This is a genomic window from Raineyella sp. LH-20, assembly GCF_033110965.1.
GTDB lineage: Bacteria > Actinomycetota > Actinomycetes > Propionibacteriales > Propionibacteriaceae > Raineyella.
The window spans coordinates 183,828-208,936 of sequence record NZ_CP137003.1 but is presented as its reverse complement, the minus strand read 5'-3'; the positions used below and the strand labels follow the sequence as shown (position 1 = coordinate 208,936).

Sequence of the window (25,109 nt, the reverse complement as noted above, 5' to 3'; positions counted from 1 at the left end):
ACTCTCATCAATGAGACTAACTTTAGGGAGAGTTATGTTTGTCGGTCGGCAGCTCCAGCTCACCAAGCTCACCGCACTCTTGGAGGGTGTTCGGGCAGACTCCGATGCCAAGCCCGGCCGAGCGTTGCTGATTCGTGGCCGCCGGCGGGTCGGAAAGTCTCGCCTGGTCGAAGAATTTGTCGACCGCGCCGGCGTACCGCAGGTGTTCTTCGCAGCCTCGGGCCGCCCGGTACGCGAGGAACTGCGGTTGTTTGCCCAAGAGATGGCGGCCTCGAACCTGCCCGGGGCAGCCCTGTTCGAGGGCGTCGAGTTGGCCAGTTGGGACGCGGCGTTGCGGCTGCTCGGGGCGGCGCTGCCGGATGACGGCTGCGTCGTGGTGTTCGATGAGTTGCCGTACGTGATCGCCGCGGATCCCGGGTTCGAGGGGACTCTGCAGCGGGCATTCGACCGGGAACTGGCCCGCAAGCGGGTGCTGCTGATCGGCATCGGCTCGGACCTCGGGATGATGGAGGCGTTGAACGAGTACGGTCGCCCCTTCCACCAGCGCGCGACCGAGATGGTCGTTCCGCCATTGAGTCCAGCGGAGGTGGGGAAGTTGCTCGACCTGCCCGCGGCTGAGGCGTTCGATGCGTACCTGGTGACCGGTGGACTCCCGTTGATCTGTGGCGAATGGCCTTCGGGCACATCGCTGTCGGACTACCTGGGCGCCGCGGTGGTCGACCCGACCTCGGCCCTGCTGGTGTCCGGGGAGCGGTCGTTGGCCGCGGAGTTCCCGTTCGAAGCGCAGGCACGCGTCGTGTTGGGGGCGATCGGCAGCGGGGAACGGACCTTCACCACTATCGGCCGGGCGGCGGGCGGGATTCCGCAGGGATCACTGAGTCGGGCCCTGGAGACGCTGACCGCGAAGCGGGTGGTCGCGGTGGACGAGCCGTTGTCGACCAGGTCGGGGGCGCGGGACAAGCGCTATCGGGTCGCCGATCCGTACCTGCGCTTCTGGCTCGCCTTTCTCGGCCCGCATCTGGACGAGATCGAGCGAGGCCGCGGGGACCGGGTCCTGGCGCGCATTCGGGCCTCGTGGACCTCCTGGCGCGGGCGTGCGGTCGAACCGGTCATCCGGGAGGCGCTGGAGCGGCTGGCCCCGGCCGTCATTCGTGGCGAGGACGACGTTCCCGGGGTCGTACGCGGGTACTGGACGCGGACGAACGCCCCGGAGATCGACCTCGTCGTCGGTGACCGCGCCCCTGTCGCCAAGCGGATCCTGGCGCTCGGGTCGATCAAATGGCTGGACAACGCACCCTTCGACCGGCATGACCTGGGAGCCCTGCACGCTCACCGTACGCAACTGCCCGGCGCCCCGGTGGATGCGCCGCTGATCGCGGTGGCTCGGGCCGGATGCTCGGTGGAGGGGGTGACGTACGTCGGTCCGGACGATCTGATCGCGGCGTGACGCCGGCGCCTGGGTGGGAGCCTTACCGGCCCTCCGCCAAAGCTTGGTGGCGTCGGGCGGCTCGGCCGGTTGATGCGCCGCTGAACCTCATTCCTGTGCGGGCGTTACATGTAACATTGCGGTATGTCGGTCAAGGATCGTGTCAGTGGGTATCGCCAGCGGATGCGGGCCCGCGGCTACCGCCCGGTGCAGGTCTGGGTGCCTGATGTCCGCACGCCCGAGTTTGCGGCCGAAGCTCGGCGCCAGGCGGCACGAGTCGCGGAAGCCGATCGTCATGGTGACGACCAGGAGTTCATCGAGGCAATCTCTGTGGACTGGGATGAGGAGTGAAGCGCGGCGAGCTGTGGACCGTTGCGGGCGGGGTGTATGCCTCGAAGCCCAGGCCCGCGGTCATCGTTCAGGATGATCTGTTCGACGCCACCGATTCGGTGACTGTGGTTCCGCTGACAACGGCGCTGATGGACGCGCCGCTGCTACGTATCCGGGTGATGGCCGGAGGCATCACCGGGCTGGCGGACGACAGCGACATCATGATCGACAAGATCACGACCGTACGACGCAGCAACGTGCAGACCCGCGTGGGACGACTGACCAGCGATCTACTGGTCGATGTCGAGCGCGCGGTGATGACGTTCCTGGGGCTGGCCCGCTGACGGGCCTTCTGGGACGTGCGCTGGTCTGTGCGGTTCCGCAACAGTTCCATAGGGAAGGCCTATGGAAGTTCAGTCGATCACACACCCCCAACGTTCCCGCGGGCAGCGGTCGGGCAGCGGTCGGGCACGGGGGCGTATGCCGTGTGGTCGGCGGCCGAACAGGGCGTATGCCTGCAGTCAGCGAGGACGGAGGGCCTCTGATGATGGATACCGGGTGGCAGTTCTGGATCGACCGGGGCGGCACGTTCACCGACATCGTGGCGCGCCGACCCGACGGGCGGCTGGTGACGCACAAGCTGCTGTCGGAGAACCCGACGCGCTACCAGGACGCCGCGGTCGCCGGGATCCGCGCCCTGCTCGGGCTGGCCGACGACGAGCCGGTGCCGTCGGCAACCATCGAGGCCGTACGGATGGGCACCACGGTGGCGACCAACGCGTTGCTGGAACGTACGGGCGAGCGCACCGTCCTGGTGATCACCCGCGGATTCGGCGATGCGCTGCGGATCGGCTACCAGAACCGGCCCCGCATCTTCGACCGGCACATCGTGCTGCCGGAGCAGCTCTACGAGCGGGTGATCGAGGTCGACGAACGCGTCACCGCGCAGGGCACCGTGCTCCGCGCCCCCGATCTCGGCCCGCTCGAAGGACAGCTGCGCCAGGCCTATGCCGACGGGATCCGTACGGTCGCCGTGGTGTGCCTGCACAGCTATCTCCACCCGGCGCACGAACGCCAGATCGGCCGGGTCGCCGAGGAGATCGGCTTCGACCAGGTCTCCCTGTCGTCGGAGGTCAGCCCGCTGATGAAGCTGGTCCCGCGTGGCGACACCACCGTGGTCGACGCGTACCTGTCGCCGGTGCTGCGCCGCTACGTGGACCGGGTCGCCGAGCAACTGCGCGGCGTACGGCTGATGTTCATGCAGTCCAACGGTGGGCTGGCCGAGGCGCGGCATTTCCGCGGCAAGGACGCGATCCTGTCGGGTCCGGCCGGTGGCATCGTCGGCATGGTGCGGATGTCGGCCCTGGCCGGCTTCGACCGCGTCATCGGCTTCGACATGGGCGGCACCTCGACCGATGTGTCCCACTACGCCGCTACACACGGGGCCACGACAGACGGGGCGGGCTCGTACGACCGGGTGTTCACCACCCAGGTGGCCGGGGTGCGGCTGCGCGCCCCGATGCTGGACATCCACACGATCGCCGCCGGCGGCGGCTCGGTGCTGCACTTCGACGGCATCCGCTACCGGGTCGGTCCGGACTCGGCCGGCGCCGATCCCGGTCCGGCCTGCTACCGCAACGGCGGGCCGCTCACCGTGACCGACGCGAATGTGATGCTCGGCCGCATCCAGCCCGCGCACTTTCCGGCGGTGTTCGGCCCCAGCGGCGATCAGCCGCTGGATGCCGAGGTCGTCCGGCGCCGCTTCACCGACCTCGCCGACGAGATCCGGGCGGCGACCGGCGATGACCGTACGCCCGAACAGGTCGCCGAGGGATTCCTGCAGGTCGCCGTGGCGAACATGGCCTCTGCGGTCAAGACGATCTCGGTGCAGAAGGGCCACGACGTCACCCGTTACGTGCTGACCACGTTCGGCGGCGCCGGCGGGCAACATGCCTGCGCGGTCGCCGACGCGCTGGGGATCCGTACGGTGCTCGTCCCGCCGATGGCCGGCGTGCTCTCCGCGCTCGGCATCGGCCTGGCCGACACCACCGCGATGCGAGAACAGTCGGTGGAGGTCCGTCTTGAGCCGGCCGCGCTGGAGCAGTTGGCCACGGTCGCGGACACCCTCGAGCAGGCTGCCCGCGCCGAACTGCGGGCCGAGGGCGTCCCGGCGGAGCGGATCCGGGTCGTCCGCCGGGTCCACGTACGCTACGACGGGACCGACACCGCGATCCCGGTCGACCTCGCCGAGCTGGATGCGATGACCGCGGCGTTCGAGGCCGCGCACCGGGCGACGTACTCCTTCCTGATGGATCGCCCGCTGATCGCCGGGGCGGTCGCGGTGGAGGCCATCGGGCTGACCGAGCAACCCGATCTGTCCCGTGTCGGCGAGCCGGGTGATGGCACCGACGCGACCGACACCAGTGACAGCGCGTCCGCCGATGACGCGGGCGCCAGCGGCCCTGGCCCCGTTACCACGGCTGACACCGCCGAGTCGCCGGCCGCCGTCAGCCCTGGTCTCCGCGCCACGGCCGACGCCACCGCCCACGCCGCCAACACCGAGTCGCCGGCCACCACCGGCCCATCCGCTGTTGTCCGCGTCCACGTCGGCGGAGAGTGGCGCGACGCCCCGTTGCGGCACCGCGAGCGAATGCGGCCCGGGGAGACGGTGACGGGGCCGGCGATCATCGCCGAGGCGAACGCGACCACCGCCGTCGACGACGGCTGGCGGGCGACACTCACCGCGTCGGGACACCTGCTCGCCGAACGGGTGGTGGCACCCGCGCAGCCCGACGCGGGCACCGAGGCCGATCCGGTGCTGCTGGAGATCTTCAACAACCTCTTCATGTCGATCGCCGAGCAGATGGGCTTCCGGCTGGAGTCGACAGCACAGTCGGTGAACATCCGCGAGCGGCTGGACTTCTCCTGCGCGCTGTTCGACCCGTACGGCGGCCTGGTCGCGAACGCCCCGCACATCCCCGTCCACCTCGGCTCGATGGGCAGCACCGTCAAGGAAGTCATCCGGCGCCGGGGCGCGGCGATGCGGCCCGGCGACGTGTACGCGGTCAACGACCCCTATCACGGCGGCACCCACCTGCCCGATGTCACGGTGGTGACCCCGGTGTTCGACGAGGCCGGCGAGCAGATCCTGTTCTTCGTCGCGTCGCGCGGCCACCACGCCGAGATCGGCGGCGTCACCCCCGGGTCCATGCCGGCGCGCAGCCACACCATCGACGAGGAAGGCGTACTGTTCGACAACTGGCTGCTGGTGGACGGCGGGCAGGGTGGGCACTTCCGTGAGACGGCGACCCGGCGACTGCTGGTCGAGGCCCCGTTCCCGTCGCGCGATCCCGAGGCCAACCTCGCGGATCTGCGCGCCCAGATCGCGGCCAACCAGAAGGGGGTCGACGAGGTGGGGAGGATGATCGACCACTTCGGCCTCGACGTCGTCCAGGCGTACATGCGGCATGTCCAGGACAATGCCGAGGAGGCGGTGCGCCGCGTCGTCGATGAGCTCGGCGACGGGGAGTACCGCTACACGATGGACTCCGGGGCGACGATCGCCGTACGCGTCAGCGTCGACCGTACGGCCCGCAGTGCGACCATCGACTTCACCGGCACCTCGCCCCAGCTGGACACCAACTTCAACGCGCCGTCGTCGGTGGTGACCGCCGCGGTGCTCTACGTCTTCCGGACCCTGGTCGCCGACGAGATCCCGCTCAACGACGGCTGCCTGCGCCCGCTGCACCTCGTCATCCCGGCCGGGTCGATGCTCGCCCCGACCTACCCGGCCGCGGTTGTCGCCGGCAACGTCGAAACCTCCCAGGCGATCACCGGCGCGCTGTTCGGCGCACTGCGGGTGCAGGCCGAAGGGGCCGGGACGATGAACAACGTCACCTTCGGCAACGATCGGCACCAGTACTACGAAACCCTCGGCTCCGGGTCGGGGGCCGGTGACGGCTTCAACGGGGCGTCGGTGGTGCAGACGCACATGACGAACTCACGGCTCACCGATCCCGAAGTGCTCGAATGGCGCTTCCCCGTGCTGCTGCGGGAGTACGCGATCCGGCGGGGGAGTGGCGGCGCGGGACGCTGGCACGGCGGTGACGGTGGCGTCCGTCGGATCCAGTTCACCGAGGCGATGACGGTGAGTACCTTGTCGGGGCACCGCCGGGTGGCGCCGTACGGGATGGCGGGCGGCTCGCCGGGGGCGCTGGGGCGGAACTACGTGGAGCGCGCCGACGGAAGCGTCGTGGAGCTGGCCGGGTGCGACTCGGTCGAGGTGGAGCCGGGGGACACGCTGGTGATCGAGACGCCGGGCGGCGGTGGGTATGGGGCGCCATAGATGACGGGCAGGGGGAGCGATCGAGAATTTGGTGATAGTTCTGCCCTATGGAAGCATCGGGATGCGCCTTCATCACAGGTGCCCACCCGGGTGCCGCACCACCACTCCGTTCGCCACGGCGGTGCATCGTCGGCAGCCCCGCTCCTGTCACTGGGGTCGTGTGGCGGATGTTCCGCGGCGAGTGGATGCACGCCGCGTTCATACCGCACCCCTTGTCGGCTGAGTCACCCGAGTTGGCGGGCACCACCTACCGCGCGGTCGCGAACGCGAGAGCCGCTCTGGCGGCTCTGGACAGCACTGCTCGTGCGTTGCTGAATCCCACCTTGTTCCGGCAGACGACGCTCCACGTCGAGGCCCAGTCGACTGCGGCACTTGAAGGGACGTACGAACCGCTGGCGCGGGTGTTGGGGGCGGAGGACCGCAGTTCGTGCCCGCTCCACCCGGCTCGGATCTCGAGGCGCGGGTCCGGGATCTGCTGGGGTAGATGTCGCCGGATCACGGTGGCGCGATCGACCCGGTCGTCACCTGCGCCGTGGGCCACTACATGTTCGAGGCCCTGCACCCGTTCCACGACGGCAACGGGCGGCTGGGGCGGCTGCTCGGCGTCCTCACTGCGGCCGTCCACCCGTACGCCATTTGCTCCGCACAGTGGGAGATGGGCTGAAGCGGGCTACCTGCCGCCGAGGATCGTGGCGGCGCTCGTCACGGAACTCGGCCTCGACGGGCTCTGGATGCGCAAGGGTAATCGCGAGGACACCACCTTCCCGGTCCTCGCGCTGCGGGAGTCGGCCAGGCCCCTCGGGCTCCTGCGCATGAGTCGAGGAACGCTGCTGGTCACAAAGGTGGGGCAGCAACTGGTGGATGATCCGCGGGGGCTCTTGCGACACATCGCTTCCCGCCTCCCGCTGGGGCGTCCGGCTGAGCGCGACGCGGGCATCCTGGCGCTGTTGATCATCGCCGCCGGGGGGCGATTACCGATCGGGGGATCGGTGCCCGGCTCTCCTGGACCATCTTGGCTGGAGTGTCGATCAGGGGGACCTGCGCTAAGCGGCGATCGCCGCTGCCCGTTCCACCATGCACGTGCTCGATGCGCTCACGGGATGGCAGGAGGGCGACCCCGCCGTGAAGGTCTCTGTGGCCAGGGGAGTGCTCAGCGTCCGGCGGCCAGGTGAGCGGGGATCGCCGACGGGGCCAGAGCGGTGACGCCGACCAGCGGATCGTCAGTGCGTGCCGACTCGAGCGATAACACCGCGCCAAAAGCCGGCGCCGCCGCATCGCAGGCGGTCAGGGCAGGAAGCCCCCACGGGCATTCTAGGGTGGCGAGCACGTGAGGATGTGACAAGTGTCACTCTCCCCGTCTCTCGCCGTCGAAGCCCGGGTCTGTGCCGCGCGCCGCTGGCCCGGCGGGGCCTCGCCGCCTAGATGCGGGGGTACGCCACCGAAGGGACGCACCGATGCCGCACACCGAGTTCTCCGTCGTCTACACCGCGCACGCCACGCACCACGCGGCGCCCGACTTCATGGAGGCGTTCAAGCTGACGCTCGAGATCGCCCAGGAGGCGTACCGGGCCGGCTCAGCGACGTTCGTGCCGGGCACGGGCACCGGGGGATGGAGTCGGTGGCGCGCCAACTCGCCCCTGGCAAGCGCTGCCTGGTCGTACGCAACGGGCTGTTCTCGTTCCGGTGGTCGGCGATCCTCGACGCGGCGCAGATCGCTAGCGAGGTGCGCGTCCTCAAGGTCCGCCAGGTCGAGGACGCCCCCACCGCCCCGTTCGCTCCGCCGCCGGTCGACGAGGTGGTCGCCGCGATCACCGAGCAGCGCTCCGAGGTGGTGTTCGTGCCCCAGGTCGAGACGTCGGCAGGCATGCTGCTTCCCGACGACTACCTCACCCGCGTCGCCGAGGCCACCCACGCGGTCGGCGGCCTCCTGGTGGTGGACGCCATCGCCGCCGGCCCGCTGTTCGTCGACATGCCCACGGTCGGGGCCGACGTCGTCATCTCCGCCCCCAGAAGACCTGGAGCGGAACCCCGTGCGGGGCCATGGTGACGATGACGGACGCGGTGAAGGCCGGCCTGGTGCCGACGAGTTCGTTCGCCCTCGACCTCGCGCACTGGACCCGCATCGCCGACAGCGGCCGCGCGATGAAGGTCGACTACCACGCGACGTTGCCGACCGACACGATCATCGTCAACTCCCGCATGCTGGCGGCGGTGCGCGACCTCGGCTTCGATACCGCCCGGGCGCGCCAGTGGGAGCTCGGCACCCGGGTGCGCGCCGGCCTGGCTGACCTCGGCTACCCGTCGGTCGCCGCCCCAGGCTTCGAGAGCCCGAGCGTCGTGGTGGTGTACGCCGACGACGCCCTGGCCACGGGCGACACCGGCGGCACCGGCATCCGCGTGTCGAACGGCGTTCCCCTGCAGCTCGGCGAGCGGCCGGACTACCGGGCCGTCCGGATCGGCCTGTTCGGGTTGTCGAAGCTCACCGATGTCGACGGCACTGCACGTGACCTGCTCGACGCCTTCGCGGCCCTCCGTTGGGCCTGAGCCAAGGATGGGGTCGACCGGGGCGTCGGCGTCACCCGTGAAGGCGATCCCGCGGGCGCGAGGCGACGATGCCCTGCGAGGTGCCCAAGTCCAGGTACGGGTTCTCGTACAGGCCCGGGGCCAGGAACATCTTCAGGATCCGCTCGGCCGAGGTCCGGAAGCGCGCGTCCGCGCTGGCGGTGCCGTGCTCGGCCGCCCACATGTCGTACGCCTCGAGGATCGGCACCTTGCTGTTGCCGCCGAACATGTCGACGCCGGCCTCGAGGATCGCGTAGTGGCGCTCGGCGACCGTCAGGTCCTCCATGCCCCAGGCCATGCCGAACGGCACGCCCGGGTCCTGGTAGCCCATGGTGATGACCCAGTCGGTGCAGATCACGCCCTCGTAGCCGTTGTCCAGGCGCAGCAGGTAGAGCTTGGCCTTGTCGCACGCCGATCCGACCCGGTTGCCGGTCAGCGCGTCACTGTTCGCGTCGATCGCGATCGAGTAGGAGCTCATCACGGCCATGGAGTCGAGCGCGGCGGTGAACGGTTTGAGGTGCTCGGCGAAGTTGTTGCCCGGGTAGACGGCGTACTTGCCGGAGTTCATGTGCGCCTCGCGGCCGCCGTCGCAGGGGAAGTGCTTGATCATCGTGGAGATCGAGTCCGCACCCCAGCCGATCGAGGATCCGTCGGCGCCGTAGGTGTTCTGCGAGCCGTCGACGTACGCCGAGGCCAGCTCGTCGTTCTCACCGAACGTGCCGTCGACGCGCAGCCAGCGCGGCTCGGTGGCGAGGTCGATCTGCGGGCCGAGTGCTGTGGCGATCCCCATCGCGCGGTACTCGGCCGAGGACATCGAGGCGAACTGCAACATCGTGTCGGGGTTGAACGTGGCGGCCAGGCCGAGGTTGGAGGGTCAGCGGGAGATGTCGCCGGCCTGGTTGTAGGTGCCGCCGAACTCGGCGGTCGAACGAGGGTCGTAACTGAAGTTCGCCGGCACGTACGGCAGGCCGTCAGCTCTCACTTCGCACAATACTTGGTTCACTCCAGCAGAGAAGAGTCTGCAGTGAGGGCGATGTTGTCTGCTGGGGTGTTCGACGATCTATGCAATGAATGAAGATGGAGGCTGGCTCGCTGAGTGCTAGCTGCTGAATCTCTCATCTTCAAGGCGCAGTGCCTCTTCCGCAGCCAGTGCAAAGTTATCCCACCGTTCCCGCCAGTCGGTGTCGGGCTCTTGATCTGCCTTGCGCATGAGTGCTTTCTGCAGCCTTGATTTTTCTGAATCATTCACCTTGAAGGCCACCAGTGCCCCGCTGACGTCAACCGAGTGATCTTCAAACCAATTTGGATGATCTTCATTGATTTGACTGATCCATGCATCCGGGAATAGTGATTCGATTGAGAATCCTGCGCGAACAACTAAGTAGTGGCGGTTGGCCTGGAATGGAATCTTCTGATTTCCGAAGTACTGGTTAAGGTCCTTACGCTCTTTCTCGCCCGCCAAATCGCCATCGAAAACTGAAACCAGTGCGCGCTCCATTCTTACATATTGATAGGTGGCGCGAAGCCATCCAGAAAGCTGCTTTACGCCTCCGAAGTCCAAGAGATGGGCTTCGCGTAGTCTCGAGAGCGGTAGGACGTCTTTGTCGACTGATGTGAGGTACCAGGAAATCATTTCGCGATCCGATTTCCCTTCAAGCGCTAAGTTGAAGCGGCCCAAGTTGTAAAAATCGGAAAACCGTACCCCCAAGGAGCTTCTGATTGCTTGGGTCGCCTCGGCGTAAGTAGGGTATCGAACCGCTTCCGTGAAGCCATCCTTCAGGCGTGTTCCGAGGACGGTTTTCGGGTCGGCTGGAACGAAGGAAAGCGAGTGTGTAGACACGGCAACGGTTGAGATCTCGGCGACCCGTTCAAGGAGACCGTGAACCGTGGGCATTAGTTCTGGGTGTAGGTAGGCTTCTGGCTCCTCGAGTAGCCAGATGCTCTTAAGTCCTTTCGCTTGTTCCTCTTCGCTTACCCAGCGAAGCGCAGCGAAAAAGGCTGTGCTCTGAATTCCTTGCCCTTTGAATGTTAGGGCGGTGTCCACAGGGTCGCTCATGCGGAAGTCGAAGCGGTCAAGAAGGGCCTCGAGGCTTCCGTCAGGTACCGAGAATGCCGCATGAAGGCCCCGCAGCCCTGCGTGAGCGAGCTCATTATTGATGCGTTCAGAGACGCTTTCAAGGGCGGCGACAAGATGCCCCATCTGGGGTCTCAGTGCTTCTGCGGCGGCCTTTTTTAGGAATGGGTTGAGAACCTCGTCGTAGAGCTGTCGAACCGACTTCTCGGATGGAACGTAGTGGCATGAAAAGCGACTGAGCAAGTCGGTCACCAACTGTTTTTGTGTTCGAGAAATCTGTGTTTGTACTGAATTCTCCTCGGGTTTCTTAGTGTTGGGTAGGAACTGATATGTGGGTACGTCGGAGGGGGAAAAGACGAGGCTGAGGGAGAAGGTTTCCTGGGGGTGTGAGAGGCCGTATAGATCGTAGAGTCGATTGAGCTGTGCGATTATGTGTGCGTCTTCGACAGAATCGTCTGCGACTCGGAAGGTGGCTAGAAGGCTCGTCTTTCCTGTGCCGCCTGAGAAGGTGAAGTCGCGTGGGCGGGAGTAGTGTAGCTCATTTTCGTGTCCTGTGAAGAACATTTGAATCGCGCGCAGGAGGTTCGTTTTGCCGCTGTTGTTTGGGCCCACGATTGTCAGGTAGCGGTCCAAAGGCAATTCTATATCGGTGTGGCCGATTGTTCGGAACAGGCGGATGCGCATGCTGACGAGATCCATGGGTGATCTTTTTACTCCGTGCTTCTTGGCGGCCAAGGGGCTTCTGTTGCTTCCAATTTCCGGCGGTGGTTCATGTGGTATGTTTCTGTTCTGTCTTTCCGTCGTCTCGATGCTGGAGGTTCTAATTCCTGTCGCGTCAATCGTTTGGTGGCTTGGGTGTGGATATTTGGCGTTCTAAAACACTTCTGTTATTCATGCTGGTAGAAACGTGCTCACATCCCCGCTCCATGTCGCCACTAGTTCATCGCGAGCTCGCGACGCCGCGACGTACAGCAGCGATCGTTCCCGCAACAGTGCGTCCTGCTTCTCATACTCGGAGTAGTCCGCTCCGCGCAGAATCTTCGGGATCGAACTCTCGCTCATCCCGAACAGCAGGACTTTCGAGAACTCGGTGCCCTTCGCCCGGTGCATCGTCATCGCCACCGGCGGGCCGGGCTTCACTGCCTCGCGGTCAACCGGCCGTATGTCGATGCCACGCTCGCCGAGTCCGCTGACCACCCGGTCGCGCTGATACCGGTCCCGGACCAGGATCGCGATTGTCTCAGCACCTCGCCCGGCCCTCGCAGCATCGTCGGTCCAGGCACGGATCAGTTCGGCGGCCCGATCGAGCTCGTCCGGCAGGTTCTTGCACGCCACGATCCTCGGCACCGGTCCCCGACGCGAGGAGTGGTAGCCAGCGGTGTCCTCGGGCTGGTCCTCCAGGTCGGCGTACGCCCCGCCGTCGAGGACCCCGAGGGCGAAGCGCAGGTTCTCGGCGGTCGTACGGTAGTTGAGCGTCAAGCGTTGCGAGCGACCGACGATCCGGATGCCGTACTGGCTCAGCACTAGCTTGTGGCCATAGATCCGCTGGTGGGAGTCCTCGGCGATGAACAGGTCGTTCGGTCCCTCAACGGCCAGCGCCCGCAGCAGCTGCCAGTGCGCGGGGGTGAGGTCCTGGCCCTCGTCCACCAGCACGTGATCCGCCGGACGACCGAGCCGTTCGGCGCCCAGCCCGTCGAGATGGGCTGCGGCCACGGTCGCGGTCTCGGCGAAGTCGAGCGAGCCTTCCACCCGGGCGCTGGCGCGGTAGGTCTCGATGGCCCGCCACACCGCGGCGCGGTCCTTGCGGCTCAGCCGAACGCCTCGGCCCGGGCGCCGGACCCGGAGATAGTCGGCCTCGGTGGTCAGCGACCCGGGCAGCACGACCGCCTCGTACTCGGCCTGGAGGAAGTGAGGCGTTCGCAGCGCCGACGGCAGATCCGCCCCCGCGCCGGCGGCTGCCATCTTCCACGCGTCTGCGGACGTGCGCTGCAGCACGTGGGCACTCGGCGTGCCGAGGACCTCGGCGACCGCCGCGGTGATGTCGGCTCCGGCGGTCTTGACCACGGCGTACGCCAAGGCATCGATGCCACGCACGAAGATGCCGGGCTCGCCGAGCGAGGACGCCAGCGGCAGGTCGGGGTCGAGTCGGGCGAGGTCACGTGCCAGTGCGTCCGCGAGGTTGGTGGTGTAGGTGGTGAGGACGATGCGGGCCTGCGGGTTCTCCTTGGCCAGACGACGCGCCCGGTGCAGCAGGACCACGGTCTTGCCCGTGCCGGCGCCGCCGGACAGCCGGAAGGGGCCCTGGTAGTTCCGGGTGACGTACTTGCGCTGTTCGGGGTGCAGCCAGACGCGCCAGGCGCCGAAGTCGCCCTCCTCGATGATCCGGCGCAGTTCCTCGTTGTTCTCGATGAAGGTGAACGAGGACTGCGAGGCCGGTTGGTGCAGGCTGTCCAGGATGGCCTGGTCGCTGTGATCGCCGGCCTGCGGGGCGACCGTCTCGGAGATGTCGAGGCGATCCTTGACCTCAGCCACTGTCGCGCCCGCCGCCAGTTCCAACAGGGCGGTTCCGCGCCAGTCCACGAACTGCTCGGCCAGGGCGAGGATCCGATCCTCGTCGGTGCACGCCAGCACCCGGGCAGCGAGCTCCTCATCGAGTCCGAGGCCCTTCACCAGCTCGTCGCGAGCGGCAGCGACCGTCCAGGGCGCCGACGGTCGTACCGAAGCTGGGGCGTCTGGCGTCGGCGCGGCGGGCTCGGCAGGCCGAGGTCCGGGGGCTGCGGCGGTCTCCACGGTCGCCTCCGCCGTCGAAGGCTCGGGCGTCACCGGCGGCGCGGGCGTGACCGGCGGCGCGGGAGTCCACGGCCCGGCCGGTACGGGCTCGGGCGTGGTGGCCTCGATGATCTCGGTGAGGCCGTTCACCGGGTTGATGGTCAGCTTCGCCCGTTGGGCGACTTTGATGGCGTCATCGTGGTTCCAGACGCCGTGCACGACGTACGTCGGGCCCTGCGAACCGTCGAGGCGGAACAGCACAGCGCGGTACTGGAGATCCACCCGCCCGGTCCGCACCCGGGGGTCGACGCAGTTGGTGATCGGCTCGATGTGCAGGCCGGGCGCGCTGTCGTCGTCGCGGAGCTTCTCGTAGAAGGCCCCCGCCTTGGCCCGCACGGTGGGGTCGAGTCGGGTCATGTCCCGGGGCAGGACGAGCTGCGACCGTGCCATCAGTGGGTCTCCTCTCCCTCGTTGTTCGTACAGCAGGCGGCGCTCCCGCCGAGCGCCGCGGTGATCCCGGCCGCTTCGGGGCCGACCACTGTCCAGCCCTGCGTACGCAGATCCTCGACGTCCTCCGCGACGAGATCGCTCAGCACGGCCACGTGCTCGGCCTGCCAGACGAACATCGCGGGGATGCCGGTGTCGCCGACCTCATCCCCGGTCGCATCGGGAGCGCGCACTCCGGCGTGGGCCAGTTCTGCGGCAAGCGAGCGCTCGTCGTCCAGAGCATCGTCGAGGACTGTCTGCCAGTCCGAGGTGAAGACCTCGACACGGATCGTCGGCCGTGGCGCGCTCGGTGCGCCAGCGTGGTGGGCCGACGACCTGGCCCGTTCCAGCGTGGTGATCGTGGTCGGCCACCCCCGGCCTTGCAGGCCATTGGCGAGGGTCAGCCAGTCGCGCCAGGCGTCAGGGAATCCAGCCGACCCGACAGCCGCCGGCCGGTCGTCGACCATCGACACGACCTCGACCATCGCGTCCCCGATGACGCGGGACAGCACCACGAGGGGGCCGGCGTGCCACCACCACGCCGGGACCGTCTCGCCGACTCCCAGACCGGGGGAGCCGCCCTGCACGATGCGGCGGGCCTGCTCCACCGGGTCCTGGTCGGCGGGGACCTGCCCTTGGGTGGCTGCGCCCGACAAGGCGAGCATCATCGGCAGATGGTCGGCCATCTTCCGTTGAGCATCCGGGTACGGTGCCCGGATCCAGCGCCGCAGGAAGTCGAAGGGGCCTCCGGTGACCATCGCGAAGTCACCGGTCTGGAAGCCTCCTTCATTGGAGATGGCCCCGGCCAGCTGCTCGTTGAACCACGACGGAGGCGTCACGGTCTCCCGGCCCTGTTCTCGCCGTTCTTCCTCCGCCGACACATCGGCGGCCGTCACGCTGAGCACCAGATAGCCGGCCTCCCCGAGCGCGGACCGCTTGCCGGCGTCGTCGGCGAGCCGGTTGATGTCGACGCTGGCGTGGAAGGCCAGCCCGTCGGTGAAGATCGCTACCGGCGGCACGCTGGTGTCGTCGGAGCGCAGCACGAAGTCCGGCTTGGAGCCCAGCACGTTGACCTGCGGCTCCAACGTCCAGCGACGCGGGCCGACGTTCGCCCGGATCGTGTTGCCCCAGGTCCCGGGCACCAGCTGGACCGTGCCGTTGAGGTCCTCCAGCAGGTTGTGGTAGAGCTCGGCGAAGCGCAGTTCGAGCGGGGAGAGGGACCGGTCCACCGTCGGCCGCTCGACGGTCACGTCCCAGCGGTCCTCAGCGGACGGCTCGTCCAACCGCCCGGCGGTGAGGATCGCCCGCAGGTGGCGTTCGGCGGCCTGCCGCGACACCCGGTCGATCTCGCGCCCCGAGGCCAGCGGGAGCAGACAGCGGTGGCAGGCCAGCCGCTCCTCGTCACGGCACGGGCACTCGGCGACCTTGCGCCAGGCCCGGTAGATCAGGTCGTGCACACGCGCCGGATCCGTCAACTCGGCCAGGTAGCCCGTCCCGCCGGGCACCGTGTCGTACAGCAGCAGCGCGTCGCGGGTCCCGTCGGAGGGGCCGAGCGGATCGGGCACCTCGGCGACGCCGATGTGGTCGGGCGCCCCGCCGAACTGCTCCCGCAGCCCGAGCTTCAGCGCTGCCGACAGGCTCGGGATCGCGAAGGGATCGCCTGTCGTCACCGAGACCGGCAGGGGGATCACCGCACCTTGTGTGTGCAGGGTCCGCGACAGTGCGATCTCCTCGACGTGCTCGTCGCTGCTGCTGCGGTAGGGGCACCATGGCCGGTGCTCACTGCGGCTGTTGCTCTTGGCGGCCTGGTCGCGGCACCCGCACCCGGTGCAGACCCGGAACAGCGGAGCGACCATGTCGGTGCCGGCGATCCGCCGCTTCTGCCCGAACGCCGACTGTTCCCCGAGGTTCAGCCAGCGCAGCGTCATCCGCCGCAGGTATTTCACCCCGAAGTCGTAGCCCTTGACGTACCACTGCTCGGCGACCTCGGCCGGATCGACATCGACCGCGGGGACGATGCTGAACCACATCTGGCGCCGCTCGTCCGACCGATCGGAGATCAGTGCCTCGTCGCGCCGGACGGCCGCGGTGACCCGGGTGAGTTCGACGACGGGCAGGTGGTTGCCGGTGTCGCGGGTCGAGGTACTGCCACACCGGGCGCATGCCTGGGGGTCCTGCTGGTGGCCGGTGAGCGCCATGTCCTCGACGTAGCCGCACTCGCTGCACACCGCCAGGGTGCGGATGGCGGAGGCGTTCGGCCCCAGATCGACGGCGTCGATGGCGACTTCCAGGCCGTGCACGTAGAAGGTCGCGCCCGGGGCGAACTCCCGCAGTGCCCCCGCGTTGCCGGTCCGCTCGATCCCGAAGGAGTCGCTCTCGTACGTCTGGCTGTCCGGATCGAGCCAGGAGACGGAGACGTCGAGGTGCACGCCGTCGTCGATGAGCGTGTAGTTCGGCAGGATGCCGTACTCCTCGAGCGTCCCGATCCAGTGGTCCCGGGTCAGCTCGCCGAGCTGACCGTTGGTCATCTTCAGCGTGGCCTCCGCGATCCGCAGATCGCGCTTGTCGTCGGCGCTGGCGGCAGGGACGTCAGCCCGCTGGCGCAGGTCGGGGATCTCCTTCTGGATCGCGAGCTTGCGCTGGCGCAGTTCGTCGATCGTACGGGCCCAGCGCCCCGACGCCCCGATGACCAGCGCGGCCAGACCGCTGCTGCGCGGGGTCTCGCCGGGCGTCGCCCAGGCACGCAGGTGCTCGGTCGCCGCCAGTGCCAGGCCGGCGAACGCCCCGAGGAAGCGATCCAGCAGCTGCCCGGCGTTCTCCTCGGCGTACGCGATCACCTCACCCAGGACCGTGTCGGGGTCGGTCGACCCCATGAAGTCCCCGGCATGCTTCGGCTGTGGTCGTCCGGAGTCCCGGGCGAACTCGTCGAAGATGTGCGCGATGTACTGGCGCTGCAGGATCTCCTCGGCGCTCAGGTACGTCGCCGGGGGACGGACCGCGCCGTTGATCATCGACAGCGGGTCGCCCAGGCGCGGCAGGTGCTCGCCGCGGCCGGTGACGAAGGCCATGTCGAGCGCGTTGCCGGTGAGGCGTCCGGCCCGCCCGACCCGCTGGACGTACGAGGCGACCGTACGCGGCAACGACGCCAGGAACACCGCGGACAGGTCGCCGATGTCGATGCCCATCTCCAGGGTGGGCGTGGCGACGAGGACGTTGGGCGCGCTCGGGTCGGAACCGCCGCTGCGGAAGGCATCCTCCAGGGCCAGGCGGTCCGCGTCCTCGACCAGGCTGGTGTGCTCGCGGGCGACGACGCGACGCATGTCGGAGGAGTCATAGAGGTGGCGGTAGTAGTTGTCGTCGGTGTGGGCGCGGACCAGGCTGCCGGGGCAGCGCACCTGCAGACAAGGCGCGCCGTCAAGCTGGTCGACGGTCTGGGCGGTGCCGGGGTGCTCGGTGTGGCAGACCGTGCAGCGCAGCCGGTGCTTCTCGTCACTGAGGTCAGCCAGGTCGAGCCTGTGCACCAGCACCCGGTCGGCGGGGATGGCGTAGACCGTCGCGGAGGACTTCGTGGTGGTGGCGGTGAGGACGCCGGCGTCGGCGAGCCGGCCGAGCAGAGCCTTGCTGAGCCGGGCGCCCAGCTGCGGGGTGACGCCGAGGGACTTCTGGGCCCAGCGGGAGTACCAGCTCTGCGTGGGCGTGACGGGGTCGAGCAGCTGGTCGCCCTTGAGCTGGGCGCCGCCGACGCGCGGGAAGGCAGGGGCGGATCGGCCCTTGGGGAAGGCGGGCATGCCCTGGCCGCGCGGGCGGCCACCCCAGATCTTCCAGCGGTTGCCGTCGTTCTCGATGTAGGGCTTGAACCACTCGTGGGCGATCGACCCCTGGGTGCGCATGTGCTCCAGGACTCCGCGGACCCACCGGACCAGCACCGCATCGGGGCGCTGGTCGAACGGGGTGAACAGGCCCGGCTCGTTGTCGGCCTGCTTGATCACCTGCCGGGCGATGTTCGCCAGGGCGGCGGGCAGACCGGCGTCGACCTCGGCAGCCACCGATCCGGTGAGCTCGAGGGTGCGGCCGAGCCGGGACTGCAGGCCGAATTCCAGCGCGGTGTCGAAGAGTAACCGGCGCCGTACGCGCCGCGACGCGCTCGCCTTCGCCGGCCCGGCGGCATCGGTGTCCCAGAAAGGGGAGAAGTCGGGTCGGTTGACCACATCGGGCGGCAGCAGGCGATAGCGGCGGAAGGAGTCCTTGCCGGCCTCGGCGAGGACGGCGGAGACGACGGTGTCGAGGTTGACCGGCTCGACCCCGATGCCGGCGCGCAGCGCGGCGCGCAGCGTCAGGGTGTGGGAGCGCGACTCGATGAATCCGGCCCGGTGCGCGGCGTCCTGGACGCTGTCGGTGAAGACCAGCGCCTTCTTCTCGTTGGGGTCGAGGTTGTCGGTGCCGAACAGACCCGACAGCGTCACCGAGAGCTGGGTGGCGATGGCCGAGCCGAGGAAGCGGATGCCGTCGTCCTTGAGGCAGGCGGGGCAGGTGTCCTTGCGGGACAGGTCGTCGGCGTGCTCTCCCCAGTGGGTGAGGACCGGAAGGTCGTCGCCGTCCTGAGACCCTTCGCCGCTCTCATCAGGCGCGGTCCGGGTCAGCTCGCGGCCGCGAACGTGGAACCAGCCGAACTCGCTGTTGTCGGCAGGATCGGCGGCCAGCTGGTCCGCCTCGGCTGGGGTGGCCGTGATCAGGGCCCGGAAGCGGCCGCTGCCGACGGCATGGTCGGCGCGGATCCGCTTGTCGTCATGGGTGAGTGTGGTGCCCGTGGGCCCGAGACCGATCCCCCAGCCGGACCGGCCGCAGTGGCGGCAGTAGACGGCGGGGAACGAGACGGCGCCCGGGTCTCCGGCGAGGCCGCCGGCACCACCGGTGACCACACCGTCGTCGGCCCATCGGTAGCCGGGATTGGTCTCGGCGACCCGGTCGATCCGGGTGAGTTCGCGCACCCACAGGTGGGTCTCCACGGTGACGAACCCGCGGCCCAGCTCGGCGCGCAGGTGGCTGAGCGCCCCGATCAGGTCGGTGAGGAACTCGGTTGCCGCTGCGATCCCGTCCCGTCCGACGCCGGCCAACGGCAACAGCTCGGCGGCGAGGGTCTCCAGGCTGATCGCGTCGTCGCTGTGGTCGATGAGGGAGCGGACCAGCGGATGGGCCTTGGCCAGGGCTTCGAGGTCCTCGATGGCGCTGAGCGGCGGCAGCGGGGTCTCCACGGTGGGGTCGTCGGGGCGGTAGAGGCCGTTGAGCACCGTGACCGCGAGGTCGTGCGGCTCGGGGGCCTCGCCGAGGTCGGCGACGGAGTCGTTGATCGTCCGCAGCAGGCTGAGCTGCACCGGTGCGGGGGAGAGGCCAAGGTCCGCGACACAAGCCTTGGCCCCGGCGCACCACTCGTCGAGGGAGTAGCGGGTCTCGGTCACCACGTCATCGGCGGTGAAGGGCTCGCCGAACACGGTGCTGGCGAAGCCGACCATCTCCGCGGGGTCACCCTTGTCACCGAGGGTGGCGGAGGTCGCGACCGGGGTCATCCGGCCCAGCGGCCGGGCGAGGTCCTCAGGCGTGTGGCTGCCGGGCGCCCAGTGGCTCTTGACCGTCAGGCCGAGGCGGCGCAGCAGCATCGCGACGTCGGTGCCCTGGGCGCCGTCGTACGTGTGGAACTCGTCGAGCACCAGGTAGGTCAGGCTCTCGGCGCTCTGCCGCCAGATGTCCTGGTCCTTCTCGCGCAACAGGAGCTGGTCGAGCATCTTGTAGTTGGTCAGCAGGATGTCCGGCGCGGTGTCCTGGATAATGCCGTGGTCGGTGATCAGCCCCTTGTCGCTGACCTTGGTCCGCTGCGGGCCTTCCTCGCCGGTGTAGAGGGCGGCGGTGACGCCGGTCAGTCCGTTGGACGGGTCGGCGATCAGCTTGGCGAGGCGGAGCGCCTGGTCGTTGGCCAGCGCATTCATCGGGTAGAGGATCAGCGCCTTGGCGCCGGTGATGCCCCTGTCATGAGCCCGCAGCACGTGGTCGAGGATCGGATAGAGGAACGCCTCGGTCTTGCCCGAACCGGTGCCGGTGGTGACCAAGGTCGGCAGCGGTCGAGGCTTGTCCGGCCCGAGGTCGAGGGTGGTCAGCCGCGACCAGGCCGTCGCCTGATGGGCGTACGGCGGGTAGGGCGGCTGCCACTCCAGCGACGGTGCCGCGTACTTGGGCGCCGACCGGTAGGGGAGCCGCATCCGCACGTACGGGCCCTTGAAGATGCCGTCGTGCTCGTCGCTGAGGAAGTCGTCGAGGGCACGCCGAGCATCGGCGTCGGCGAGGGCGAATGTGGTGGTGAGGTAGTCCCGCAGGCCGCGCTGGATGTCGCGGGCCTGGAGGGTGGGCAGCAGCTCACTCATGAGCACTCCGCCAGTCGGCGCTCGAACTCGGCGTACGCCTGCCGCATGTCGGCCTCCCGGTCCCGCACCCGGAATGGCAGCTCGTACGTGTACGTGTTCCCGGCCTGATTGGTGGCGGTGCGCTCCTCGGCGGTGATCCGGTCGCCCTTGTTTCGCCAGACGGTGAGCACCGAGTTGGGCACGAGCCGGCCGTTCGTGTCATAGAGGTAGGTGTTGTGGTCATAGCCGTAGAGCACGGCGAACTGGGTGCGGTAGATCGTGCACAGCTGGTCCGCGGTGACTCCGAGTATCAGCGCCACCAGCGCGTCGAGCTCCACGAGGGCGTCTCGCCGGTCTTCGGCCCGACGCAGTGGCGTGTCAGCGGTCCAGCGCGGTTCGACCGCCCCCACGGCGGGTCGGTCGGGTCGGTTCGGACCGACGATCCACTTATCGTCCGCGAAGCTGCGCTCGTAGACGTCTTCCCACAGGTCCGCGTACGCCTCTGTCACGCAGATGAGACGGAGGGCACGAAGCAGGAGGTGGGGCGCAGAGGGATGTTGGAGTACGACCGCCAAGCGGTTCGCGGTGTTGGCACGGATGGTGGACTTCGGTGCAGCCCGCACAGAGAAGTCGGTAATCAGGGAGATCATCTGCGCACCCATGAGGAGCAGCTCGCGGTTCGTGCCCTGAGGCCACCCGCAGGAGAAGAGCCCGTCAACATGCGAGGCGCCCTGTGGAATCAGCGACGGAATGAACGTTCGTTCCCCGGTGTTGGCGGCCATGCACCGCCATGCAATTCGGTAGAAGTCCCGCGCGGACTGCCCGTCCCAATGGGTGTAGTCCGTGGCGTAGCGGGCGGGGTCGCCGGCGGGCTTGTACGAGGTGACGGGGATCGCGTCGGGGGGCAGGGTCTCGAAGTCGGTCGCGGACCAGTCCTGTTGGTGCTTCATCGTCGCGTTCGGCGACTTGTAGAACGGCGTGGCCACGTACAGGTGGGGGCCCTGCAGGATGACGTCGTCCCAGGATTTCGGTCGTCCCCACCGGGACACGAAGTAGCCCTTCTTGCGGTCGATGCTCTCGTCCCAACCGCGGGAGAACTGAAGGTCCAAGGACCCGATCCGCGGCTGATGGGACAGCTGCCGGAGCACGTCGGCGGCCGCCGTGTTGACGGTGTAGACCATTCGGGTCTCAGCCACAGGGGTGCTGCCTTCTTCGAGGATCGCGTGCCACACACCCAGCACGTCCTCGGTGACCTCGATGATCCGCGAACGGTGCGGGCGCAGGTCCCAGGTGCCGGTTGTTGGGTCCTTGAAGCCCGGCTCCTCTCCCGAACCGTCGTGCCGCAGGGACCGTTCGACGGTGTCGGGGTGGTAGACCGAGGTGGCCTGAAGGAACCGGACTGGCCGCGGTGTCCCGTAAACGTTGACTCCGTAGATCTTCTGGTGCTGGAGTTCGTAAAGGCTGAATTCGTTGATGAACTGCCAGTGCTTTCGTAATCGCGGGTAGGTCTCCCGGCGCAGGGCGCCAGCCTTCTCGTCGGTGAAGTGTGACTCCGGATGGACGAGGGCCGCGATCCCGCTCCATGAACCGTGTGTCCAAGTCTGCTCCATGAAGCAGCGGTAGAGGTCCGGCTGTAGACCGGCGAGGAAGGGATAGTTGGCCGTTGCGCCGATGTACTCGGCGGTGGCCACGACCGCACTGGTCGCATCGACGACCAGATCGCGCACACCAGCCAGCGCCAATGTCTGCTCCCGGCGGTCCCGCCGTTCAGTTTCGCTCGGCTTGAGCGCGAGCTGCCACCACGGATCGCCCTCGGCGAGCAGCGCGTCGACGTCGGTGCGGGGCCGTACCCACGGCGGGTTGCCGACCTGCAAGTCGAAGCCGCCGCGGCCGAAGACGGGGGCGAAGTCGAGCTGCCAGTGGAAGAAACTCTGCTCGGCGGCGACCCGCTCACATACCCCGAGCCAGGGGTGGTCGGCGAGCACCGCGGCGATCGGGCGGGCGCCGGCACCCTTGATCTCCAGGTCCTCCTGATCGGCCAGTGCCTGCCACGCGTCGGCCGGGGCGAGGGTGGCTGCACCGAACGCCGCCTTGCGGCGCGCCGCCCGGTCGTCACCGAGGATCTCGCGCAGCGTGGCGATCCACTCGTCCAGATCGGGCGGGCTGATCCGTGCCGTGTCCGCGCCGTCGGGGCCCCCGCTCCACACCTCGGCGTCGTGCAGCGGCCAGAACCACAGCGCGCACCAGGCGTCCATCACCCGCCGCAGCCGCTGGTAGGCGCCGTTCGGGTCAGAAAGCGATGCCTCGATCTGCTCTCGGGTGACGGTCGTGCCGGGCTGCTTCTCGTCCAGCCCCCACAGCGCGATGCTGCGGCGCGACTCCCGCTCGGCGACGACGAGCCGTCGGTAGGCGAGCAGCCACACCGCCTCCACCTGACGGGCTAGCTCGGCCAACGCGGTCACCTGGCGGGTGGTCGGTTTGCGGGTCATCGACCGGCGCCATGCCGTGATCGCCTTGGCTCGTGCGGGGACGAGTTGCTTGGCCTCCTTCGCCTCGGCGGTGGACCCCCAACCATCGGCGGGCAGCAGGAAGTGGTGGATCCGCCCGGCCGGATCGATGTCGTGGCCCTCGTCGGCCAGCTTGTCCGCCAGGCCGGTGAGGGGCGCGTCGGTGGGCGGGGTGGTCAGCCAGGCCCGAGAGGTGACCTGGTCGCGCCTGTAGAGCGCGTGCCGGGCGCCGATCAAGGAGTTGCCGCGGCGCAGGTGCAGGCCGAACCACGGCGCCTGCAGGTCCTTCGACATGGAGTCGAGCCACAGTGTGATCTCGGCGAACTCGACGGCCTGGGCATTGAGGTCCACTCCGTAGATCTGGTGCAGGGCGATCGAGGCCTTGACCTTCTGCAGTTCCTGCGGGTACTGGTCGGGGTCGATCCGCTCGCCCAGCTCCTCCTGCCGGCGGGTGAGGTACTGCTCGGCGAGCTGGCGGACCGCCTCGACGGCGAAGGCACCGGAGCCGAGGGCCGGCTCGCACACCGTCAGGTCGAGGATGTCGCGGGCCGGCGTCCGCTGCCCGTCCTGGTCGAGCAACTCCTCCAGCGCCTGGGAGACGACGAACCGGGTGATGACCTCGGGGGAATAGTACGACGCGGACTGCTGGCGCTCCCGGCCGGACAGCCGGAAGACGAAGGTGCCGCGGTCGTGCTTCACCGGCGTGGTCTCGCCGGTGATCGGGTCGGTGGTCGTGACGAAGTCGGTCTCGGCGATGTCCTGGGCGCGCACGACCGGCACTACCCAGGAGCCCTTCTCGGCGTTGCCGTTCTTCGCCACCTCGTAGAGGTCGGTCTCGGCGAAGAAGCCGGTGTAGGACATCAGCCCCTCGTAGACCGCGCCGAGCTGGTTGATGCCGAGGTCGACGTAGGAGATGAAGCCGCGGTCCTTGCCCTTCTGCTCCTTGCTGAGCAGCAGGTGGCGCAGCACCTGCTGGAGGGCGGTGTTGCCGAGCTTCACCTCGCCGATGTGTTCGATCGCCTGGGGGAGGAACAGGTCGGCGCGCAGGCTGTTGAACTCCAGCCCCTGGGTGCCGGCTATCTCGTCCGTGTCGGCGTCGGAGGCCGGCGCGTGGTGGCCCTGATCGACCAGTCGGAACAGCACGCCGAGGGAGTCGTAGAGGTGAGTGCCGGTGCGGGCGTGCGGGGAGCCCAGCTTGACCAGGGTGAGGTCGCGCAGCCGGTCCAGGCTGTAGCCGTTCTGGTACTCCGGCGCGCCGACCGGCAGCACGCCGAGCTCGGGGGAGGCCTCGGCGTACAGCAGGAAGAGGATCCGGTAGATGAACCGCAGCGACTGGCGAGCCAGCGGCTGAGCCTGGTCGGCCGCCAGCGGCGGCAGACCCTTGGCCTTGCGGCGCTGCACGACGTCGTTGGCGATCACCTCCACGGACAGGCGTACGCCCTCGCGCAGATCCTGGCTGACCCCGACGGTGTGCTTGATCGACTCCTCGAGGATCTTCGTCCACCAGATCGCGCCGTCGGCGTCCGGGGCCAGCGAGTCAGCGCTGAGGCAGGTCAGGGCCTTGTCGATCTCGCCGCCGCGCTTGGCGTCGTTGCGGTCGGCGACGGTCTGGAGGTCGACGGCCAGGTAGCGGCCCTCGGACCAGCGGCCACGCTCGGCGACGACCAACCAGCGCCCGGCCATTACCAGGGCGAACTGCGGCCCGTCCTCGCGGACGAACAGGTGTGACAGTGTCCGTGACACCGAGGCCAGCGCGTCCTTCTCATTGATCGGGAAGGGGCACCGCAGGGTCGGCTGGTCCTTGGGAAGCAGCTCGTCGAGTGCCTCCACCGGCATGGCGTCGATGATCACGAACGGTGCGTCGGCCGTCACGCCAAGTGTGTTGTAGAAGCGGACCGGGCCTGTCTGCTCGACGTGGAACTCCCCGCTCGCGTAGCCGAGGACCGTCCGCAGCTCGTGGTAGAGGTCGGTGATCCGTTGCGCGGTGGTCTCGCGGTCGGGATCCCCGTCGGTGTAGAGCGCGGTCAGTGCGTCGAGCAGCTTGCTGCGCGAGGACGTGAACCGGGAGCGCGGCGAGCCGCCCGGCCCGTCGTACTCATCCCACTGCTTGCGCCGGTCGAGGACGGCCTTGTGGAAGCTCTCGCCCTTGGCATCGGTGGTGAAGAAGTGCTCGGAGATCCAGTCCTCGACGTCGAGGATCGCGTCGCTGGTCGCCATG

The 25,109-nt window shown here is 68.5% G+C and carries 11 protein-coding genes and 2 pseudogenes; 8 read left to right on the top strand and 5 right to left on the bottom strand.

What is annotated here, in order from left to right; all coding sequences use genetic code 11:
- Positions 1–247: 247 nt before the first annotated feature.
- From R0146_RS00800 to R0146_RS00770, 8 genes and pseudogenes are all read left to right on the top strand, one after another.
- Positions 248–1,447 (top strand): ATP-binding protein, encoded by a 1,200-nt coding sequence (locus R0146_RS00800; RefSeq protein ID WP_411567166.1) that lies wholly within the window; start codon positions 248–250, stop codon positions 1,445–1,447.
- A 123-nt stretch (positions 1,448–1,570) separates the two neighbouring features.
- Positions 1,571–1,777 (top strand): antitoxin MazE-like protein, encoded by a 207-nt coding sequence (locus R0146_RS00795; RefSeq protein WP_317690971.1) that lies wholly within the window; start codon positions 1,571–1,573, stop codon positions 1,775–1,777.
- Positions 1,774–2,100 (top strand): type II toxin-antitoxin system PemK/MazF family toxin, encoded by a 327-nt coding sequence (locus R0146_RS00790; protein ID WP_317690970.1) that lies wholly within the window; start codon positions 1,774–1,776, stop codon positions 2,098–2,100. The genes R0146_RS00795 and R0146_RS00790 overlap by 4 nt, the downstream gene beginning before the upstream one ends.
- A 200-nt stretch (positions 2,101–2,300) precedes the next feature.
- Complete coding sequence (locus R0146_RS00785; protein ID WP_317690969.1) at positions 2,301–6,101, top strand: hydantoinase B/oxoprolinase family protein; 3,801 nt, start codon at positions 2,301–2,303, stop codon at positions 6,099–6,101.
- Between the two features lie 47 nt (positions 6,102–6,148).
- Positions 6,149–6,511, top strand: a pseudogene (locus R0146_RS16145) (Fic/DOC family N-terminal domain-containing protein); the annotation flags it as partial.
- A 74-nt stretch (positions 6,512–6,585) separates the two neighbouring features.
- Positions 6,586–6,765: a Fic family protein gene (locus R0146_RS00780; protein WP_317690968.1), complete on the top strand. Its 180-nt coding sequence runs from the start codon at positions 6,586–6,588 to the stop codon at positions 6,763–6,765.
- A 954-nt stretch (positions 6,766–7,719) separates the two neighbouring features.
- A complete protein-coding gene (locus tag R0146_RS00775) occupies positions 7,720–8,148 on the top strand; it encodes a pyridoxal-phosphate-dependent aminotransferase family protein (protein ID WP_317690967.1) in 429 nt (142 codons plus the stop codon).
- On the top strand, positions 8,142–8,645 hold the full coding sequence (locus R0146_RS00770) for a PLP-dependent aminotransferase family protein (RefSeq protein WP_317690966.1): 504 nt from the start codon (positions 8,142–8,144) through the stop codon (positions 8,643–8,645). The genes R0146_RS00775 and R0146_RS00770 overlap by 7 nt, the downstream gene beginning before the upstream one ends.
- Before the next feature lie 31 nt (positions 8,646–8,676).
- Here R0146_RS00770 and R0146_RS00765 read toward each other — a convergent pair.
- From R0146_RS00765 to R0146_RS00745, 5 genes and pseudogenes are all read right to left on the bottom strand, one after another.
- Positions 8,677–9,525 (bottom strand): annotated as a pseudogene (locus R0146_RS00765) (glycoside hydrolase family 3 N-terminal domain-containing protein); the annotation flags it as partial.
- A gap of 237 nt (positions 9,526–9,762) precedes the next feature.
- A complete protein-coding gene (locus tag R0146_RS00760) occupies positions 9,763–11,436 on the bottom strand; it encodes an ATP-dependent nuclease (protein WP_317690965.1) in 1,674 nt (557 codons plus the stop codon).
- Positions 11,437–11,628: 192 nt separating this feature from the next.
- Positions 11,629–13,956 carry a UvrD-helicase domain-containing protein gene (locus R0146_RS00755; protein WP_317690964.1) on the bottom strand — a complete coding sequence of 776 codons (2,328 nt, stop codon included), beginning with the start codon at positions 13,954–13,956 and terminating at the stop codon, positions 11,629–11,631.
- A complete protein-coding gene (locus R0146_RS00750) occupies positions 13,956–20,405 on the bottom strand; it encodes a DEAD/DEAH box helicase family protein (protein ID WP_317690963.1) in 6,450 nt (2,149 codons plus the stop codon). The genes R0146_RS00755 and R0146_RS00750 overlap by 1 nt, the downstream gene beginning before the upstream one ends.
- The gene (locus tag R0146_RS00745) at positions 20,402–25,108 is read right to left on the bottom strand and encodes a class I SAM-dependent DNA methyltransferase (protein WP_317690962.1); all 4,707 of its coding nucleotides are present in this window, start codon (positions 25,106–25,108) and stop codon (positions 20,402–20,404) included. Before R0146_RS00745 ends, R0146_RS00750 begins: the two co-directional genes overlap by 4 nt.
- Position 25,109 lies beyond the last annotated feature (1 nt).

Bases quoted from the DNA above. Each gene is read 5' to 3' on its own strand.
- R0146_RS00755 (WP_317690964.1), bottom strand. From the start codon at position 13,956: ATGGCACGGTCGCAGCTCGTCCTGCCCCGGGACATGACCCGACTCGAC.
- R0146_RS00770 (WP_317690966.1), top strand. From the start codon at position 8,142: ATGGTGACGATGACGGACGCGGTGAAGGCCGGCCTGGTGCCGACGAGT.
- R0146_RS00785 (WP_317690969.1), top strand. From the start codon at position 2,301: ATGATGGATACCGGGTGGCAGTTCTGGATCGACCGGGGCGGCACGTTC.
- R0146_RS00750 (WP_317690963.1), bottom strand. From the start codon at position 20,405: ATGAGTGAGCTGCTGCCCACCCTCCAGGCCCGCGACATCCAGCGCGGC.
- R0146_RS00780 (WP_317690968.1), top strand. From the start codon at position 6,586: ATGTCGCCGGATCACGGTGGCGCGATCGACCCGGTCGTCACCTGCGCC.
- R0146_RS00745 (WP_317690962.1), bottom strand. From the start codon at position 25,108: ATGGCGACCAGCGACGCGATCCTCGACGTCGAGGACTGGATCTCCGAG.
- R0146_RS00795 (WP_317690971.1), top strand. From the start codon at position 1,571: ATGTCGGTCAAGGATCGTGTCAGTGGGTATCGCCAGCGGATGCGGGCC.
- R0146_RS00760 (WP_317690965.1), bottom strand. From the start codon at position 11,436: ATGGATCTCGTCAGCATGCGCATCCGCCTGTTCCGAACAATCGGCCAC.